This window comes from Bordetella tumbae, from assembly GCF_054780995.1.
In genome coordinates this window covers 1-18,405 of record NZ_BAAGVG010000012.1, presented here as the reverse complement: position 1 = coordinate 18,405, position 18,405 = coordinate 1, and the positions used below count along the sequence as shown (strand labels likewise).

Genomic DNA, 18,405 nt, shown 5'->3' with positions numbered 1-18,405 from the left:
GGCCTTTTTTTATCGCTTTAGAACCGCATTCCCAACTGCAGTTGGGCAGAGCGATCGTTATACCGGTCACCCAGACGCTGACGCCACTCCGCGCGCAGAACCATACCTTCGCGAGTTTCGATATCCATCCCCAGGCGGTATTCGGCGAATACCGATGGCAACTCTTGCGTCAGATGAAAACGATCACCACTGTTGTCGATCTTTAAACGCGCGCTGGTGTTCCAATCATTGCCAGGCATCCAGTTCACGCCCAAGCCGACATAAGGCCGCAACGCGAGGTCGTTCTTTTCGAAGCGGCCGCCGAACTCGACAGAGGGGCTGATCATCGCGCGCACGTCGCTGTGGCCATCGAATGCCAAGTTGAACGCGCCACCGCCTTTTTCCGAATAGGACGGCACACGTTGATAGATCAGATCCACATCCATCGTCGGTTTTATATACATGTCCGCCATTTGATGAACATAGGATGCTTGCAAGCGCAACGCCGCAAAACTCGTATTCCAATCGGCGTATGGGCGCTCGATGCCATTGATGGTAGAAACGGCGCGATGCGTGTCATAGGAACCGTACCCCGCACTCAAGGCGCCAGCGTATGACCAGGGACCGTTGATCTTGCGCAGGAAAGCCACACCGCTGGTGCTATGCCCAGATGTCCTCAGCGGGGTGCTGGTGGCCTTGCCGTTCGCGGTCTCATAGGATACGCCTCCGCCGGCGAACCAACCGTTACCCAGGAACTGCTGCCCGCCCACCATGTAGCGTACCGAGTTGTAGTCAAAGCCCGAATCATCAGGCCCGGCTCGGCGATCCAGCCAATTGCCCTGAATGTCTCCCCACAAGCATGATCGCTCCTCTGTCGTGCCGATCGCCATTGCCGCATCGGGACAGTTCATCGTGCGGTTCAGAAACATGCGATGAGCCAGCGGCATGATGGCGGCAGGCGCTTGGATGGCATCGTTGGCGATCTCCTCTAAGACATCTGCATAGGCTTGCGGATCGTCGGCTTGCGCGACGGTATCAAAAACGCTGGCGTAGGCTTGCCCAGGATGGTTCGACGCTGCGCTGACGGCCGAGGCACTGTCGGCTTGCGTCGTCACAACAGAAGACGCGCTTGCCCGGGCAACAGGAGCCAAGTCCGCGCCACGCATCAGGCGAGTTGTATTTTCCTCGGCAGGAGCATCATCCGCACTGAGCGCCTGCGTCATCACGCTTCTGGCACCTTGGTTTGCAGCAACCCGCGTTTTAATCCCATCCCATTTGCGGCCGAGATACTCAGCGACCTCGGATTCCTCGTCGGAGAGCAGGTGATTATGCCGCGTGAAGTCCGCGTTGATCCCCACCGACAGGTTATTACCCTCTCGCACAATCGGATAATCGAACACCGCATTGCCTTGTGAATAAAAACCTTGTGCCAGCGTCAGCCCAGACTGTGCCTGAAGCACGTTGACGACTTGGCCCGGCAGATGGTTGCGGCCCTCGACAGCGAGCTTACCGTCCAAGTAGGCGGAGCCCGTCGTCGTCAGCACATCCCCTGTGCCAAGCTGGAAATCGACCTTGGGCTCATAGCTGCCCGAGCTTTCCTGGCGATAGTTGCCCTTTAGCAGAGTGGCCGCCATGGCGTTGCCGCTACCGATGGCCAGTATGCCTCTGTTGGTAAATTGGCCCGGTGTGGTCGTGTGGAGATCTCCGGCCGTCAAAGCGATAAGCTCACCCGCCTGCAAGGTGCCGAGATTATTCAGCACGCCCGGAACGTTTTGTTCCAACAGGATAGAGCCTTGCAATGTGCCGCGGTTTTCCACGGTGGTGCTCGCATCGCCTGTCAGTGCGCGAATCGCGATACCGGACGCAGCAGACACCGACGCGCCCTCGCGGATATCGACACGGTTGTCTTTGCCGCCAGCGAGTTCGAGCGCAGCGGCATTGCCCGACCCGCCTAGCACAGTGCCACCATCCCGCACATCGATGGTTATCGCGCCGGCTGTCGCTCCACGACTCTGGGCAAAAATGCCGGAGGCATCATCACCGGATGCTTGAACGGAACCATCGACCACGACAGCAACCGGACCACCGCTGCCCTGCCCGGCGACCGTTCCCTGGCCGGCAACGCCATCAACCCAGCCTCCGCCCCCTCCGATGCTTTGCGCAAAAACAGCAGGCGCATTCTCGCCTGTCGTGTGCACCGCCCCCTGCACTCGCACCGTCACGGCGCCGCCATTGCCTGTCCCGGCCTTGGACTGACTGATGGTTCCCGCTGCGGGCGCCGTGTTTACGCCGGACCATGCGTATCCCCCGCCGCCGCCTATGCTCTGCGCCAGGATGCCATAAGCACCGGCGCCCCGCGTTGTCACCCGCCCTTTGTCATCTATCGTGATATCGACCTGGCCGCCATTACCGTTTGCCGTAGCAGCCGTGTTGAATTGCGTGACCACATTGCCAGCCCCTATCAGCCTGGACGCGCCCCCGCCCCCACCTATGCTTTGTGCCAGGATGCCATGCGCCGCTTTGCCTTGCGTATCGATGGCGCCGTTTTGTATCAGGCTGACCACGCCACCGTCGCCTTTGCCGCCACCCAGATTGACCGTCGCGGTCTGGATGCCTTGCGGATAAACCGAATAGGACAACCCACCACCGCCACCTATGCTTTGCATCACCATGCCAATGCCGCCATCGCCGAGCGTCACGATGCGGGAACCGGCGCTGTTCTCTGCGTTGACCACACCACCGTTGCCACCCGTGCCTGACGCGCCGTTCAGGGAGATCAACGCCGCATCGATACGAACCTTTTGTTCCGATGGCGACTCGGAAACGCCTACCGCCACGCCTCCCGCGACGCCGCCACCCCCACCGATACTTTGCAGGCGCACCCCATCGCCCAGCAGGCCGCTGGCTTGCACGATGCCTGTATCGTTTTGCATCCACGTCACGGCGCCGCCGTTGCCGCCCGAGCCACCTTTGCCACCGACCGCCATCGATACCTGCACCGTGCTAGTAGGCGCGATCGTGGAAGTCTCGTAGGACGAGGACGCCATCCCCCCCATGCCGCCGCCGCCCCCTATACTTTGCAGCAAAGCGCCGGCATGGATGGCCCCATCGGCGAGCAACGTGCCGCTGTTATCGACCCGAACCCGTTCGCCGTTACCTCCTGCGCCGCCTCGGCCACCGACCGCCAACGTAAATGCACCGCCTTGCGTAGGCGCGTTGCCGGAAATAATGTCGGCCATGCCGTCTACGCTGAGGCCCGCATTGACTGTTCCAGCGAGGCCACCACCACCGCCTATGCTTTGCGCAACCAGCACGTCGCCGTTCTTTGTCGAGATTTCACCGGTCTGAGTGACCTCGACGCTTCCGCCTTGGCCCGCGTTGCCGCCGGATCCACCAATAGCGATATTGACACCGATCTTGCCGGCCGATTGCCCGGCCTCGCTACTCGATGCATTGCCGCCACCGCCGCCGATACTTTGCGCCAGCAATCCAATGCTATCCCGACCCAACGTCTGAATCACGCCATTCTGACTGACTTTCACGGCGCCGCCGTTTCCGCCTGAGCCCGCTTTGGCGCCCAGATTCAATGACAATGACAAATCACCGCCTGGCGCAGAGGACGAGCTGGATCCGCTTCGCCCCCCACCGCCACCTATACTCTGAGCCACCAACCCGTTGCTTTGCCGGCCATGGGTGGTGATACCGCCGTCTTGCGTCACCGTCACGGCATTGCCCGAGCCACCACTTCCGCCAGCACCGCCGAGCGCAATCGTCAAGCTGCCGCTGTATCCCTCGTATTCGTAGCCGCCTCCACCAGGGATGGGCATGGGTTCAGGCCAGGGAGGCATATTTTTATCGCCTAGCGAGCTGCCAATGCCGCCACCGCCTCCTATGCTTTGCGCAACGATACCGTCGCTGGCGATGCCACGAGTTTCTATCGTGGCCTGGCCAAGCTGCGTCACCGTGACACGCCCTCCCTCGCCACCGTCACCTCCCTTGCGCCCTAACACAAGCGCAAGATTGACCGTGTCGGCACGCGTATCGCCGTGCGTCAGGCCCCCATTGCCACCACCGCCACCTATGCTTTGTGCCGCAACGCCGATGGCGGCATTGCTAGCGGTCTCGATGCGGCCCTGTTGCTTGACCGTCACCGTGTCGCCGTTCCCCCCTGTTCCTCCCTCGCCACCTATTGATAAAGCGCCGGAAAAACTCTGGGCGCCGTAGGCTACTGCCCGCGATGTCGCCGCCCCGCCCACACCTCCGCCGCCGCCGATGCTTTGAGCGAGCAGGCCCGTCGCATGTTCACCGGCAGTCTTCAACACACCCTGGTTGTCGACGGATACGGTACCGCCCGTCCCGCCATCACCGCCGCTGCGTCCGATCGCAATTGCCAGAGACACAGTCGTTCCCAATGACGCGGAAAAACTGAACGCGCTCGCCGTCCCAGCGGTGCCGCCGCCTCCGCCTATGCTCTGCGCGACGAGCGCTTTCGCTCCTTCACCCTTGGTCGTGATAGATGAAAAATTGTTTGACTGGACACCACCGCCTTGGCCACCGCTGCCCCCTGTGCCGCCTACAGAAACAGCGGCACTGCCGGAGTACTGAGGATATGCCGACATAGCAATCGCCACCGCGTTGCCCCCCGCGCCACCGCCACCGCCAACGCTTTGCAGTAATGCGCCGTGGGAATCATTGCCAGCGGTGTTGATCTGCGCACGATTGGTGAAACTCACCTCCCCGCCACGCCCAGAGCTGCCACCAGCCCCACCCACCCCTATTGAAACCAACGCCAGCCCAGCGCTCGTGCCATTACCGCCGATTCCACCGCCGCCACCGACGGACTGCCCCAGGACTCCGACGGCGCCTGCTCCCTGGGTGGTAATGCCGCCATCGGTATTGATCTGCACACGCCCGCCGTGGCCTCCCGCCCCCGCCGATCCACCCACACTATTGATCATCACATTGGCAAAACCCACTGAGGTAGCGATACCCCCATCGCCCCCGCCGCCGCCGATACTCTGTGCGACCACAGCAGAGGCATCGGCGCCCGAAGTGGTGATATCGCTGCTTTTTCCAAGATTGATGGTGGCAGTCCCGCCATTTCCCGCGGCGGCACCTTTGCCGCCGGTGCTGAGGTTGTAGACGAGCCCGAAGGCTTCCGACTTTGCTCCGCTGCCGCCACCGCCACCTATGCTTTGAACATGAATGGCATAGCCTTGTTCGCCTTGCGTCGTGATCTTGCCGGTGTTCTCTACGTTCACGGTGTTGCCGTTGCCACTGGAATGGCCATCGCCGCCGATACTGATCAGGCCGGTCGAACTCCCCCCATTGCCGCCCCCCGCACCGATGCTCTGCGCGAGGATGCCTTTGGCGGACTTGCCTTGCACCGCCACACTACCGCTGTTGACAACGACGACCTCCGAGCCATTGGCATTCGGGCTATTGGAACGGCTATCTCCACCCATAGCAGCCTGGCCCAACCCGTAATACGCGCCGCCATCGCCACCGATGCTCTCGGCAAACAACCCGTGGCTGGCCTCGCCGCGGGTAGAAACCGTGCCGGAATTACGCAACGCCACTGTCGAGCTATGGCTATTCGCACCCCCTTGGCCACCTACAGCGTAGATGCCTGCGCCTTTGCCGCCGTTGCCCGATGCGCCTCCGAGACTGGCCGCATACAGACCATAGGCATCTTTGCCTCGGGTATCGATCGTCGCAGCGCTGCTTAACGACACCGCGCCTCCGGTTCCGCCCGAGCTACCGTCGCCCCCAGGAGAATAAAAGACCCCGCCTTCCCCGCCGTTGCTGCCACCACCGCCTCGGCTGACAGCTTGTACGGCAGTCGCGGTATCCCCGGTCGTGTTGATGCGCACGTTCGAGCCCAACTTCACATCGATCTTTCCGCCGTCTCCGCCCGAGCCGGCTTTGCCGCCTCGAGCCAGTCCAGAGCCGCCGCCCCAGAACCCATCGCCGCCGTCGCTTTCGGCGAGAACACCGCGCGCTCCCGTGCCACTGGTCGTGATCGTCACATTGTTCAAGTCGGCGATCAGGTTTCCCCCTGCGCCCCCCGAACCGCCGTCCGCGCCATTGGACCAGCTGCTTCCTGTGATTCGCCCACCGTCGCCGCCTTGGCTCGACAGTCTCAACCCATGGCCGTTCACGCCACGGGTCGTAATCTCTGATGCGCCGCCGCCAGAGAGCCCTGTCAGCGTCGCTGTCACCAAACCGCCTTGGCCGCCGGTACCTCCATGGTTGCCAGACGTCTGAATAAAACCGCCGTCGATGTTACCGCCATCGCCCCCTTTGGAACTCATATCAATGCCTCGCCCACCCGCACTGATATTTCCACTGAAGCTGCGCAGATTGACGATGCCTCCATTGCCGCCATTGCTGCCCGACCAACGAATCCCCACGGCCTGATAGGCCGTATTGCCCTGACCGCCGCGACTCTTGAGTTCGAGTGCGGCGGCACTGCTGCTGGCGGTGCTGATCGTGAGGCCCTTGGCCGTCACCACCATCAACCCAGCGTTGCCACCGCCGTCGCCGCCTTTCATCCGCGAGCCCGCATCGCCGCCCGCTGCGGAGACACTGACACCATGCGCAGCCCCGCCTGCATTTCTATTGACAATGCGGCCCGAGATATCGGCGTTAACTCCTTTCGAGAATCCGCCCATGGAACCCGTCGTGTCAGCGATTACGCCATGGTGGCCTTCGCCGCCTCGGCCACCACGCGAGTCAAGCAGGATCGACGCGATGTTTGTCGACGTATCCAAAGAAGCGCCCGCCCCCTGAGAAAACACAATGAGATCGGCATCGCCGCCACTTGTAGACCCCCGGAAGATGCTGGCATTGCGGCCGTCGCTACCATGCTTCTCGATCTTGACGGGCGTCGTGCTGGTTTGCGCATAGGCGCCTGCCGGGATCATCCACAGTGCAATGACCGTTGCGCGTAACAAGAAAGGGATATGAGGAAATCTTGCCCCCGCGGACTGGCTCCCAAGAAGGGTCATACCTGACTGGGGACTGCCGTAATACGCGAAAGTCTGCGGGTGCTTCATAGAGAGTCCGTATTCTTGATTGACATTTTGAAACTACAAATATCAACGGATTCTAGGAAGGCCGCGTTTAAGACCGGTTTAATTAGCCCGCAATGGCATCAAACCCCTGTGAAATAAATTAAACGGCGAGTTACGGGGGGATAGGTACAGTCCGCGTCACTGTAACCATGTGAGTCAATCAATGCCCCGCCCCTATGTGTTTAGGCTGACCCCTGGATGGGCAGCTTTGTATTGCGCACTGTTTTGTGCCCCTTCGGTCGCACAAGTGCCTTGGAACCTGACACGCGTCAATGCAGATGTTGTCCAAGATCTCGGCTATATAGGACAGGACGTGTTGGTCGGCGTCATCGATTCCGGCCTGGATATTCGGCACCCCGCCTTTGCTGGCCGCATAGATGGGCAGTCACGGAATTTTGTAGGCCCAGACCCGGCCGCAGTCGAAGATCCGGACGGACACGGTACGCACGTGGCAGGCATTATCGCGGCGGGTCGGGGAACAGGCCCCATGTACGGAATCGCCCCCGGTGCGCGAATCCTGGCCTTGCGTGCCATCGGTGATGACGACGATGACGATGACGATGACGACGATGATGATGACGGGGCAGACCGCGCCACCGCGCAAGCGCTGTACTATGCCGCCGCCCACCAGGTAAAAGTCGTCAACGGCAGCTATGGCCCAAACGCCATGCCACCGAAATTCATACAGAGCCCAACGGGCCAGTGGGTATTGAACCCGACATACCAGGAACTGCCTCATCAAATATTGCTCTTCAACGAGGACGAAGGCCTACCGCTTGATCAACCCGAGGCAGAGGCTATCCAAGCAGCAGCGGCCGCCGATGTCGTCATGGTCTTTGCCGCTGGCAACGAATATAGGGAACAGCCCCTGGCCAGCGCCAATCCTAGCGGCAATGGCATATTGCCCTACATATCGCCCGAGCATCACGACACAGGGGTTTATCGATTTATCTCGGTGTCAGAGGACACGGAGCTGTTTGATCCCGATAACCCCAACACCTATGACTACATAGCCCCCAACGACCCCAGGCTAGCCAACGTCGATTACTCACACTTAAAGGGCACGCTGATTGCCGTCGTCGCCACTGACAATGCGGATCGCATTGCCAGCTACAGCAACCGCTGCGGCGTGGCATGGCAATGGTGTATGGCCGCACCCGGCGGTGACGGAGACAATGCCGATGACGGCATCCTGTCCACCGTTCCATCAGGCTACGGCGTCATGTCAGGCACCTCAATGGCATCGCCTCTCGTTGCGGGCGCAGCCGCCGTTTTGCGCGGCAGATTCCCCTATCTGGACGCTCGGCAAACCATCGAGCTCTTGCTGACCACCACGAATCATTCGGGCCATCTCGCCGACCGCGCGATCTATGGCCGCGGCATGCTGGACATCGCGCGCGCCATACAAGGGCCCCGTGAATTCGGGGCCGAAGGCTTCAACCCCGTGTTCGACGTCAACACCCAGGGCTACAACTCGGAGTGGTCAGGCGACATCATCGGCAGCGGCGGCCTGACAAAACGCGGCGCAGGCACGCTGGCACTATCCGGCACGAATACGTACACGGGCAACACCACCATTGCCGGTGGCACATTGCACATTGACGGCAGCATTGCCACCTCTAGCGTCCACGTAGAGCCGCAAGGCACCCTGGCCGGTAGCGGCACGATCGGTACGACTTGGACGGCAGGCGCAATATCGCCCACCACTATCGACGGGTCAGCGGCCACCTTGACCGTCGCTGGCGACTATCGTCAAACGGATCAGGCCACGCTACTGGCATCCGTTGATGCAAACGGTGAAAACAGCAAGCTGCATGTCAAAGGCAGCGCCGAACTGATGGGCGGAACCCTGCAAACGCCGGATATCAAACCCGTCATGGTGGGCAAGCAGTACACACTGATAGACGCCGATGGCGGCTTGACGGGAGATTTCAGCAAAGTCGTCGCCAAAGATTATGTCTTTATCGCGGCTAACCCCTCGGTTAACAGCCATCGCTATGTGTTATCGATCGATCGAAAGGCCGGTGGTTTTGCCGCGGTAGGAGACACCGCGAACCAACGCGCGGTAGGACATGCAGTGGATCATCTGAGCGCCGGCAACCCAGTATTCGATACCTTGATTATGGCGCAAGATGCGGATTGGGCTCGTTCTTCGTTGTCTCGTTTAACCGGTGACAGCCATCCCTCATTGCTCTCCACGTTGGCCACCCAATCCCGTCTGACGCAGTCCGCGTTGATCAACCGCGGACTGGCGCAGCCCGCTGCCGAGGGCGTCGATATCTGGGGCCGTTATCTGGCCATGCGTTCGCATCTTGACAGCGACGGTAATGCCGCCGGTATGAACAATACCTATCAAGGCATGCTTTTCGGCGGTGACACCACCATCGGTCAGCATTCTCGCGCGGGCTTGGCATTCGGACTCGGCTCCTCATCCGCAGACACCCGCGGTCGCGACGACAGTGCCCGCATCGACAACTACACCCTGGCCGCCTACGGCAACACCGATCTCGATCGCGTGGCCTTGCGCTACGGTGCCTCTTACAGCCTGCACCATATCGACAGCCGCCGTGAAACCCTCGACGGCCTGCCACGCAGCAAGAGTACCTACAACGGCCGCACCGCCCAGGCATATGTGGAAGCCGGCCTGCCACAACAACTCGACTCCCTGACGCTGGAACCCTTTGTCGGGCTGGCCTATACCTACGTGCATACCAACGCGTTCAACGAATCCGGCGCTGCGGGGCTCGACGGCGACTCCTCGCATATGAATGTCGGATTCACCACACTCGGACTGCGTGCCGATAAACGCTGGACGTTCTCTGAACACAGCGAACTACGCCTGGAGGGCAGAGCCGGCTGGCTCCACACCCTGGGCTCGCGTACGCCGAGCACGCGCCTGAGTTTCCAGGAGGATGCCTCGTTTACCGCCGCCGGCGTGCCCCTGGCTCGCGACACCTTGCTCATGCAAGCCGCACTCACCTGGCAACACACGCAAAACACCGCTGTCGCGCTTGCCTATCTAGGTGAATTCGGTAAACGCTACGGTAACCAGAGCCTGTCGCTGCAAGCCAGTTGGCGCTTTTGATCGGTCATGACGCGGCGTCCACCGCCGCGTCTGACCTCTCAAGCCTATCAGGCCGTGCCGCCCACCGTGAGGCCATCCATGCGCACCGTGGGCATTCCGACGCCGACTGGCACACTCTGGCCATCTTTGCCGCACGTGCCGACCCCGGAATCCAACTGCAGATCATTACCGATCAGGCTGACCTGATTCATCGCGTCGGGCCCGTTACCGATCAACGTCGCACCCTTGACCGGGTAGGTGATCTTGCCGTTCTCGATCATGTAAGCCTCGGAGGCCGAGAACACGAATTTGCCGTTCGTGATGTCGACCTGCCCGCCGCCGAAGTTCGCGGCATAGAGGCCGTGTTTCACGGAAGCAATGATTTCCTCGGGCGGAGTTTGACCAGCCAGCATATAGGTGTTCGTCATACGCGGCATCGGCAAGTGCGCAAACGATTCGCGGCGGCCATTGCCCGTCGCGGACGTTTTCATCAGCCGGGCGTTCAGGGTGTCCTGCATATAGCCACGCAAAATGCCGTCTTCGATAAGCACATTGCGTTGCGTGGCGTTGCCTTCGTCGTCAATATTCAGCGAGCCACGGCGATCCGGCAACGTACCATCGTCAATCACGGTCACGCCCTTGGACGCGACACGCTCGCCAATGCGGCCCGAAAACACGCTGGAACCCTTGCGATTGAAGTCGCCTTCCAGGCCATGGCCAACGGCCTCGTGCAGCAAAATACCCGGCCAGCCCGAGCCCAGCACCACCGTCATTTCGCCGGCGGGAGCAGGACGCGCTTCCAGGTTGACCAGAGCCTCGTGCACAGCGCGCTCGACGTAACCTTGCAAGATGTCGTCCGAGAAATAGGCCAACCCCGTGCGGCCACCGCCGCCGGCGTGCCCCATCTCGCGACGGCCATTACGCTCGGCAATCACCGTCACAGACAAACGCACTAGCGGACGCACGTCAGCGGCCAAACGGCCATCGCTGCCCGCTACCAGAATCACGTCATATTCCGCCCCCAGGCCAGCCATGACCTGGATGACATGCGGATCCCGCGCACGCGCCATCCGCTCGATGCGTTCCAGCAATGCCACCTTGTCCGGCGCGCTCAGCGTCGTCAGCGGGTCCAGGTCTGCATACAGGCTGCGGCCCGCCAGCGGCGGAACCTGCGCTGCCACTTTGACTTTGCCGGCGCCACGGCGGGCAATGCCGCGCACGGTGCGGGCCGACGATAACAAGGCATCGGGCGACAGGGAATCGGAATAGGCAAAAGCGGTTTTCTCGCCACTGATGGCGCGCACGCCCACGCCCTGCCCGATCGAAAAACTGCCGGTTTTGACGATACCTTCTTCGAGGCTCCAGCCTTCGCTGCGGGTATATTGAAAATACAAGTCGGCGTAATCGACCTTGTGGGTGAAAATTTCCCCTAGCGCGCGCGCCATGTCGGACTCAGTCAAGCCCCAGGGGTCCAGCAATAATGACTTGGCCGTAGCCAACGATTGGATATCGGGATCGATCAGGTTCATAAAATCTCTGTTTTACAGGACTCGGTGGCGCAACGCAGGCAACGAAGCGCGCACTTGCGTCAGGCGCTCAGGCTCTATGGTACCGCTGACCACGCCTGGCCCCTCGGGTAACACGTCAATAATCTCGCCCCACGGGTCAATCAGCATGGAATGCCCCCACGTGCGCCGGCCATTGACGTGATGCCCACCCTGGGCGGCTGCCAGCACATAGCATTGGTTCTCGACGGCGCGTGCACGCAACAATAATTCCCAATGGGCTTTCCCTGTAGTGTAGGTGAAGGCGGCAGGCACCAAAATCAAGTCCACCGGCCCCAACGCCCGATAAAGCTCGGGAAATCGCAGGTCATAGCATATCGACAACCCTACACGCGCCCACGGGGTTTGCACAGTTTGCACCGCATCTCCGGGGCGAATGGCGATCGATTCGTCATACGCCTCAGTACCGCGCTGAAAATTAAATAAATGAATTTTGTCGTATCGGGCAGCAGATTGCCCGTCCGGCCCGTAAACAAACGTGGTATTGAACACGCGCCCCGCATCGGGACAAGCCAGGGGCAAGGTTCCGCCCGCTAACCAGATCTGGTGTTTGGCCGCCTGCTCAGCCAGAAAGTCTTGAATCGGCCCGGAGCCGGGTTGCTCCTTGATCTCGAGTTTCTGTAGATCGGCGGTCCCCATAAAACAAAAATACTCGGGCAATGACACCAGCTTTGCCCCCGAATCAGCTGCCTTTTGGATTAACTCACCGGCTTGGTGCAAATTATCTAGCACATCCGGACTGGAAACCATCTGAATAGCAGCCACTGATATCGAATTCAATTTGGAATTACTCATTCATTACCTACTTTTAATGTGATGAGCTTGACTCATCTATCCATTCGTGGGTTATTTTAGGTATTATTGGTGATATAGCCGCATCAAAACAATATTCGGCACAATATCCCTATTCAAATCTGTCAGATTAATCGCCCGGACTAAATCATGCCTCGTGAAACTTACGCTACCTTGCAAGCCAAAATAGAAAAAGAAATCAGCAAGTTGCAGAAAAAAGCTGAAGCACTGCAAACGAAACGCCGCAAACCGGTGATCGCCTCGATCGTCTCTTCCATGCGTGAATACAATATCACTCCGGAAGAAGTTGCCGCTGCATTCAATGGCACTGCTAAAGCATCCCGTGCCACCAGCAGCCGCAAGGCGGCCGCACCCGCCGCGGCCAAACGCCAGGTCGCGCCTAAATATCGCCACCCGCAGACCGGTGAAACATGGAGTGGCCGTGGCAAAGCCCCTCGCTGGCTCGCTGCCGAAGAAGCCGCCGGCAACAGCCGCGAAACCTTTCTCATTACCGAATAAATTACTGCCCCCGGGGCCTCCCCTGGGGCAGTAATAGTCGAGCCAATCGCTTTAATCTGTCCCTAAAATTTCGAATAAATCGGCTTGTGCGATGCACCCGGCGACATAGTCCGACATATTTACATCTGGATTATTCTCTGCTCGGCCCCGCCTGATTATTGCTGTTAATGGAAAACAGTTAACGATTAATGGGATATTCGACTTCGCGCTCTGACCCATTATTGCCGGGAAAATTATCGAATATCGCCCGCGTTAAATAGGGCATGGTGCGCACGAGGTCCTCCCGGCCGCTCAAAATATAAGCCGACGAACGGTAGACCTCCGCGCCCTTACGCGCGTTATCGTAGATTTCAACCGTCAAACGATTACGGTAGGCCACCGTGGGCACGTCTACCCAGGTAGGTCCCCAATAGCCTGCCCCCCACATTGGCGAGCCATAAAACCCGCCGAATCCACCATAGAAATAAGGATCGTAGGGCTGGCGAGTCATGACCTGGGTTTGCTCGGTGCCATATTTGAATGACACATTAAATCGGGCTGACGCGTCCGGTTGCGCTTCGACTAGACCGGTCGGTCCGATACTGGCACGCATCGCATCCTGGTATGCCTGATATTCAAGATTATTCGCTTGGCCGGGCGTGGCATCGACAAACCGATAGGTCGCCCCCACCACATCAGCAGGCCAGCGCTGGAACGAAGTCACTCTGGCCTGTACCGTCGGGGTGGCGCATCCCGTCACCAGAATGGTCGCTGTCAACATGGCGGCCACGCCCGCCAGACGGCACAGGCCTAGCCATTTGCGGGATTCAAACATCGCGGGTCTCCTAATGAGGCCCCAGGGCCGGGCGTGGGATCCGTCCAGCGTGTCCGTGGGCACACGAAACTCATCATACCTGGGCAAACTTTGACATCGCTGGCGAGTAAAAGTTTTTCAACTGGATATTTCTATCCAACGAATGCCCGCCGGGGTACTACTACAATAGGGCATTACCTATTCTGATCCGATCTAGGCATGCGCACCGAAACGCCTGTAACCGTATATCGCAAAGATTATCAGCCCTATCCCTATGCCATCCCGACAGTGGCGTTGGCGTTCGACCTGGATCCCGAAGCCACACTGGTACATAGCACGCTGCGCGTCGAGCGCAAGGCCGACGCTGCGGCCAATGCACCGCTGGTCCTGGATGGCACCGAACTTGAGCTGGTATCACTGCACGTCGACGGCAAACCCTGGCCGGCCGAGCACTACACGCTGGATGATGCGGCGTTGGTATTGTCCAGTCTGCCCGCCCAGGCGACCGTCGAGATCGTCAGCCGTTGCCAGCCCAGCGCCAACTCTACCCTGATGGGTCTGTATGTCTCGGGCGGCAATTTCTTTACACAATGTGAAGCCGAGGGCTTTCGCCGTATTACGTGGTTTGCTGACCGGCCCGATGTCATGTCGCGCTATCAGGTGACCCTGCGGGCCGGCGATGCGTATCCGGTGCTGCTGTCCAACGGCAACTTGCTGTCCACGCGCACCCTGCCCGATGGCCGCCAAGAAGCCCAATGGGAAGACCCCTTTCCCAAACCCTGCTATCTATTTGCCCTGGTGGCTGGCCAGCTCACGCACCGGGAAACTACCGTCAAGACCTCGTCCGGGCGCCCTGTCCTGCTGCAGGTCTATAGCGATCCGGGCTCCGAGGATCGCACCGAGTGGGCGCTGGAGTCCCTCGTACGGGCGCTGCAATGGGACGAAACCCGATTCGGACTGGAACTGGATCTGGACCGCTTCATGGTGGTCGCCGTGCGCGACTTCAACATGGGCGCCATGGAAAACAAGGGCCTGAATATCTTCAACGCTGCTTATGTGCTGGCCGACCCGCACACGGCGACAGATGCCAATTACGAGGGCATTGAGGCAGTCATTGGCCATGAATATTTCCATAACTGGACGGGCAACCGCGTCACGTGCCGCGACTGGTTCCAGCTCAGTCTGAAAGAGGGCCTGACGGTTTTCCGCGACCAGGAATTCACCGCCGATATGATGGCCCGCGGATTGGACGCGGCAGCTACGGCCAGCGCCCGTGCCGTCAAGCGCATCGACGATGTCGTGACGCTGCGTGCGGCGCAGTTCCCCGAAGACGCGGGCCCCATGGCCCACCCGATCCGCCCGGAAAGCTACCAGGAAATCGGCAATTTCTACACCGCGACAGTGTACGAAAAAGGCGCCGAGGTCATCCGCATGCAGCATACGCTGTTGGGCGCAGAGGGTTTCCGTGCCGGGATCGACGAGTATTTCCGCCGCCATGATGGCCAGGCGGTCACGTGCGACGATTTTGTCGCCGCCATGGAATCAGTCTATACCCGCTTGAATCCCGGCCGCGACCTGTCCGTATTTCGCCACTGGTATCGCCAGGCGGGTACGCCCCGCGTCGCCGTGACACTGGACTACGATGCCGCCGGACAACGCTGCACCGTGACGCTGAACCAAAGCTGCCCGCCGGTCGGCGTGGAAAAACGCGCGGGCGGCGACTATGTCAAAGCGGCTTTCCATATCCCCTTTGCTCTGGGACTGCTCGACCCTGAGGGTCGCGCTCTACCCCTGCACCTCGACGGCGCCTCGCAGCCACAAGACACGGCGCTGCTGGAGCTGACCGAGTCCCGTCAGCAATGGGTATTCGAGAACGTCCCCGCTAAACCGATCCCGTCATTGCTGCGCGGTTTTTCGGCGCCCGTCATCGTGGAATACGACTGGACGGATGAAGAACTGGCGCTGCTCTCTGCTCACGACCGCGACCCGTTTGCCCGATGGGAAGCCGGCCAGGAACTGGCGACTCGCCAGATTTTGGCCCTGGCGGCCCAACATCAGGCAGGTGCGCCGCTGCAGGTCAACGCCGGGTTTATCGACGCGTGGCGGGCCTTGCTCACCGATCCGGCGCTGGATGCAGGATATCGTGCGCGTGCTTTAGCCTTGCCCTCGGAAAAGACCCTGGCAGAGCGCCAGGAAGCCATCGACCCGCCTGCCCTGGCAGCCGCGCGGGATTTTCTGCGGGTCGAATTGGGACGGCAATTAGCTGCGCAATGGCGCGAGGCCTTCGACGCCAACCAGACCTCTGGGGCCTATAGCCCTGCGCCAGGCCCCGCCGGTCAGCGCGCCCTGAAAAACCAGGCGCTCGGCCATTTGATGGCTGCCGGCATCGAGGGCGCACAGGCGCTGGCCCAGTCGCAATTCGGTCAGGCGGGCAATATGACCGACAGCCTGGCCGCGCTCGGCGCCCTCGTGAACTACGCCCCTGGCGATATCGCGGCGCAAGCGCTGGACACGTTCTATGCGCGCTGGAAAGACGATCCGCTGGTTATCGACAAATGGTTCATGCTGCAGGCCACCGCGTTGAGCAGCAGTGTCGATAGCGTGCGCGCGCTGATGGCTCATCCGGCGTTTACGCTGCGCAACCCCAATCGCGCCCGTGCGCTGGTTTTTCAGTTCTGCCTGAACAATGCGCGCGGCCTGCATCGGGCCGATGGCGCTGGCTACGACTATTGGGCCGAACAAGTCCTGGCGCTCGACGCCCTGAACCCCGAAATCGCCGCCCGCCTGACGCGTGCGCTGGATAACTGGGCACGCTTCGTGCCTGAATTACGCGCCCCCATGCAAGCGGCGCTGCAGCGCGTGCGCAACCATCCGGGTTTGTCACGCAATGTGCTGGAGATCGTATCGAAAGCCTTGGAGTTTGCGGCTTAACACCACGTCACCGAGGGCGCAAACATCCCCGCCCTCGGTCTTGCCCCCTGCCTGCTTATTCGCGGGCAGCTTGTGCGGCTCACCTGTTTTACGTTGATTACGGAGACCCCTCTTGAAACGCAAAACCCTTACCCAATACCTGGTCGAGCAGCAGCGCTCTGCCCAGGCCCTGGCGCCGGAAGTCCGGCTGCTTATCGAAGTCGTGGCCCGTGCCTGCAAGGCCATCAGCCATGCCGTCAGCAAAGGCGCGCTAGGTGGCGTGCTGGGCGCTCTGGAATCCGAGAACGTCCAAGGCGAAGTCCAGAAAAAACTCGATGTGCTGTCCAATGAAATCCTGTTGGAAGCCAACGAATGGGGCGGCCATCTGGCGGCCATGGCGTCCGAGGAAATGGAAACCATCCACCTGATTCCGAACCGCTATCCCAAGGGCGAATATCTGTTGTTGTTCGATCCCCTGGATGGCTCGTCGAACATCGACGTCAACGTCTCGATCGGCACGATTTTCTCGGTCTTGCGCGCACCGCATCGGGTGGCCGGCACGGACGAAGTCTGCGAACAGGATTTCCTGCAACCGGGCAAACAACAAGTTGTCGCTGGCTATGCGGTGTATGGGCCGCAGACGATGTTGGTGCTGACGATCGGCAATGGTGTCGTCGGCTTTACGTTGGATCGCGAGATGGGTTCGTGGGTGTTGACGCATGAGAACATCCGGATTCCCGAGGACACCAAGGAATTCGCGATCAATATGTCGAACATGCGTCACTGGGCACCCCCGGTCAAACGCTATATCGACGAATGCCTGGCCGGTAAAACGGGGCCTCTGGGCAAGGACTTCAACATGCGTTGGATCGCCTCGATGGTGGCGGATGTGCATCGCATTCTGACGCGTGGCGGGATCTTTATGTATCCCTGGGATGCACGAGAGCCGGGCAAGGCGGGCAAACTGCGCTTGATGTACGAGGCTAATCCGATGAGCTGGATTGTCGAACAAGCGGGTGGCGCGTCGATTGACGGCAAGCAGCGGATTCTCGATATTCAGCCGGAGAAACTGCACCAGCGGGTTAGTGTGGTGCTCGGGTCGAAGAATGAAGTCGAGCGTGTGGGGCGGTATCACGCTGAGGGGTCTGCGCAGGCGTGAAGAAGTCTTTGGCGTCGTGGATGTGAAGAATCTTCGACGTAGGAGTTCTTGAAACGCCTGGGGCTGCCATGTAAAGGCTGCGCCGGCCCTATCGTCCGGTCTGGTCGCCTGCGCGACCAGACTGCCCTTCGCCATCCTCGCCAGGCGGGGCGGCTGGGCAAACTCGCTCCGCTGCGCTGCGCTCAGACATGCCCAGCCGACTGCCCCCCGCCTGACAAGGATGGCTCGGCGGACTCAACGGGCCGGCGCAGCCTTTACATGGCAGTCCCAGGCTAGCGTTGTCTGCACTTTACGGATGATCTGCGGTCACCGGTGTTTAGCGTGATGAGCATCATCACTAATCGAACGGCTGTGGTGTGCCATCCATCGCGACAGCATGCGGACCTCTACCAGCCAGCATCCGCGGCATGCTTCACTGTGAGTCCCTGTCGGGCGCCTGGAAGCCACACCGGGCCGTTGAGCCGCGATTTAGCCCGCGAAGCGGGCCGAGGCCCCTGGTTGTCCTGGTCCAGTTATTTTGGACACGAGGATAGGACTTTTTAAAGAGT

The 18,405-nt window shown here is 60.4% G+C and carries 8 protein-coding genes; 4 read left to right on the top strand and 4 right to left on the bottom strand.

Features of this window, described 5'->3' with window-relative positions:
* Nucleotides 1-17 precede the first annotated feature (17 nt).
* On the bottom strand, nucleotides 18-6,905 hold the full coding sequence (locus ACYVI2_RS10705) for a hypothetical protein (RefSeq protein ID WP_415820011.1): 6,888 nt from the start codon (nucleotides 6,903-6,905) through the stop codon (nucleotides 18-20).
* Nucleotides 6,906-7,302: 397 nt separating this feature from the next.
* Here ACYVI2_RS10705 and ACYVI2_RS10700 point away from each other — a divergent pair, with 397 nt between their 5' ends.
* On the top strand, nucleotides 7,303-10,140 hold the full coding sequence (locus tag ACYVI2_RS10700; RefSeq protein ID WP_415820012.1) for an autotransporter domain-containing protein: 2,838 nt from the start codon (nucleotides 7,303-7,305) through the stop codon (nucleotides 10,138-10,140).
* A 47-nt stretch (nucleotides 10,141-10,187) separates the two neighbouring features.
* On the opposite strand, the gene tldD is transcribed toward ACYVI2_RS10700, so the two are convergent.
* Together tldD and ACYVI2_RS10690 are read right to left on the bottom strand one after the other, a co-directional pair.
* Nucleotides 10,188-11,648, bottom strand: coding sequence for a metalloprotease TldD (gene tldD, locus ACYVI2_RS10695; protein ID WP_415820013.1), 1,461 nt, complete (start codon nucleotides 11,646-11,648; stop codon nucleotides 10,188-10,190).
* Nucleotides 11,649-11,660: 12 nt separating this feature from the next.
* Nucleotides 11,661-12,479: a carbon-nitrogen hydrolase family protein gene (locus ACYVI2_RS10690; RefSeq protein WP_415820014.1), complete on the bottom strand. Its 819-nt coding sequence runs from the start codon at nucleotides 12,477-12,479 to the stop codon at nucleotides 11,661-11,663.
* Nucleotides 12,480-12,626: 147 nt separating this feature from the next.
* Between ACYVI2_RS10690 and ACYVI2_RS10685 the strand changes: the two genes are divergently transcribed.
* On the top strand, nucleotides 12,627-12,995 hold the full coding sequence (locus tag ACYVI2_RS10685) for an H-NS histone family protein (RefSeq protein ID WP_415820015.1): 369 nt from the start codon (nucleotides 12,627-12,629) through the stop codon (nucleotides 12,993-12,995).
* Nucleotides 12,996-13,173: 178 nt separating this feature from the next.
* Here ACYVI2_RS10685 and ACYVI2_RS10680 read toward each other — a convergent pair whose 3' ends face one another.
* A complete protein-coding gene (locus tag ACYVI2_RS10680) occupies nucleotides 13,174-13,809 on the bottom strand; it encodes a DUF4136 domain-containing protein (protein WP_415820016.1) in 636 nt (211 codons plus the stop codon).
* Between the two features lie 198 nt (nucleotides 13,810-14,007).
* Between ACYVI2_RS10680 and pepN the strand changes: the two genes are divergently transcribed.
* Nucleotides 14,008-16,719 carry an aminopeptidase N gene (gene pepN, locus ACYVI2_RS10675; RefSeq protein WP_415820017.1) on the top strand — a complete coding sequence of 904 codons (2,712 nt, stop codon included), beginning with the start codon at nucleotides 14,008-14,010 and terminating at the stop codon, nucleotides 16,717-16,719.
* 112 nt (nucleotides 16,720-16,831) lie between these two features.
* The gene (locus tag ACYVI2_RS10670) at nucleotides 16,832-17,857 is read left to right on the top strand and encodes a class 1 fructose-bisphosphatase (RefSeq protein ID WP_415820018.1); all 1,026 of its coding nucleotides are present in this window, start codon (nucleotides 16,832-16,834) and stop codon (nucleotides 17,855-17,857) included.
* Nucleotides 17,858-18,405 lie beyond the last annotated feature (548 nt).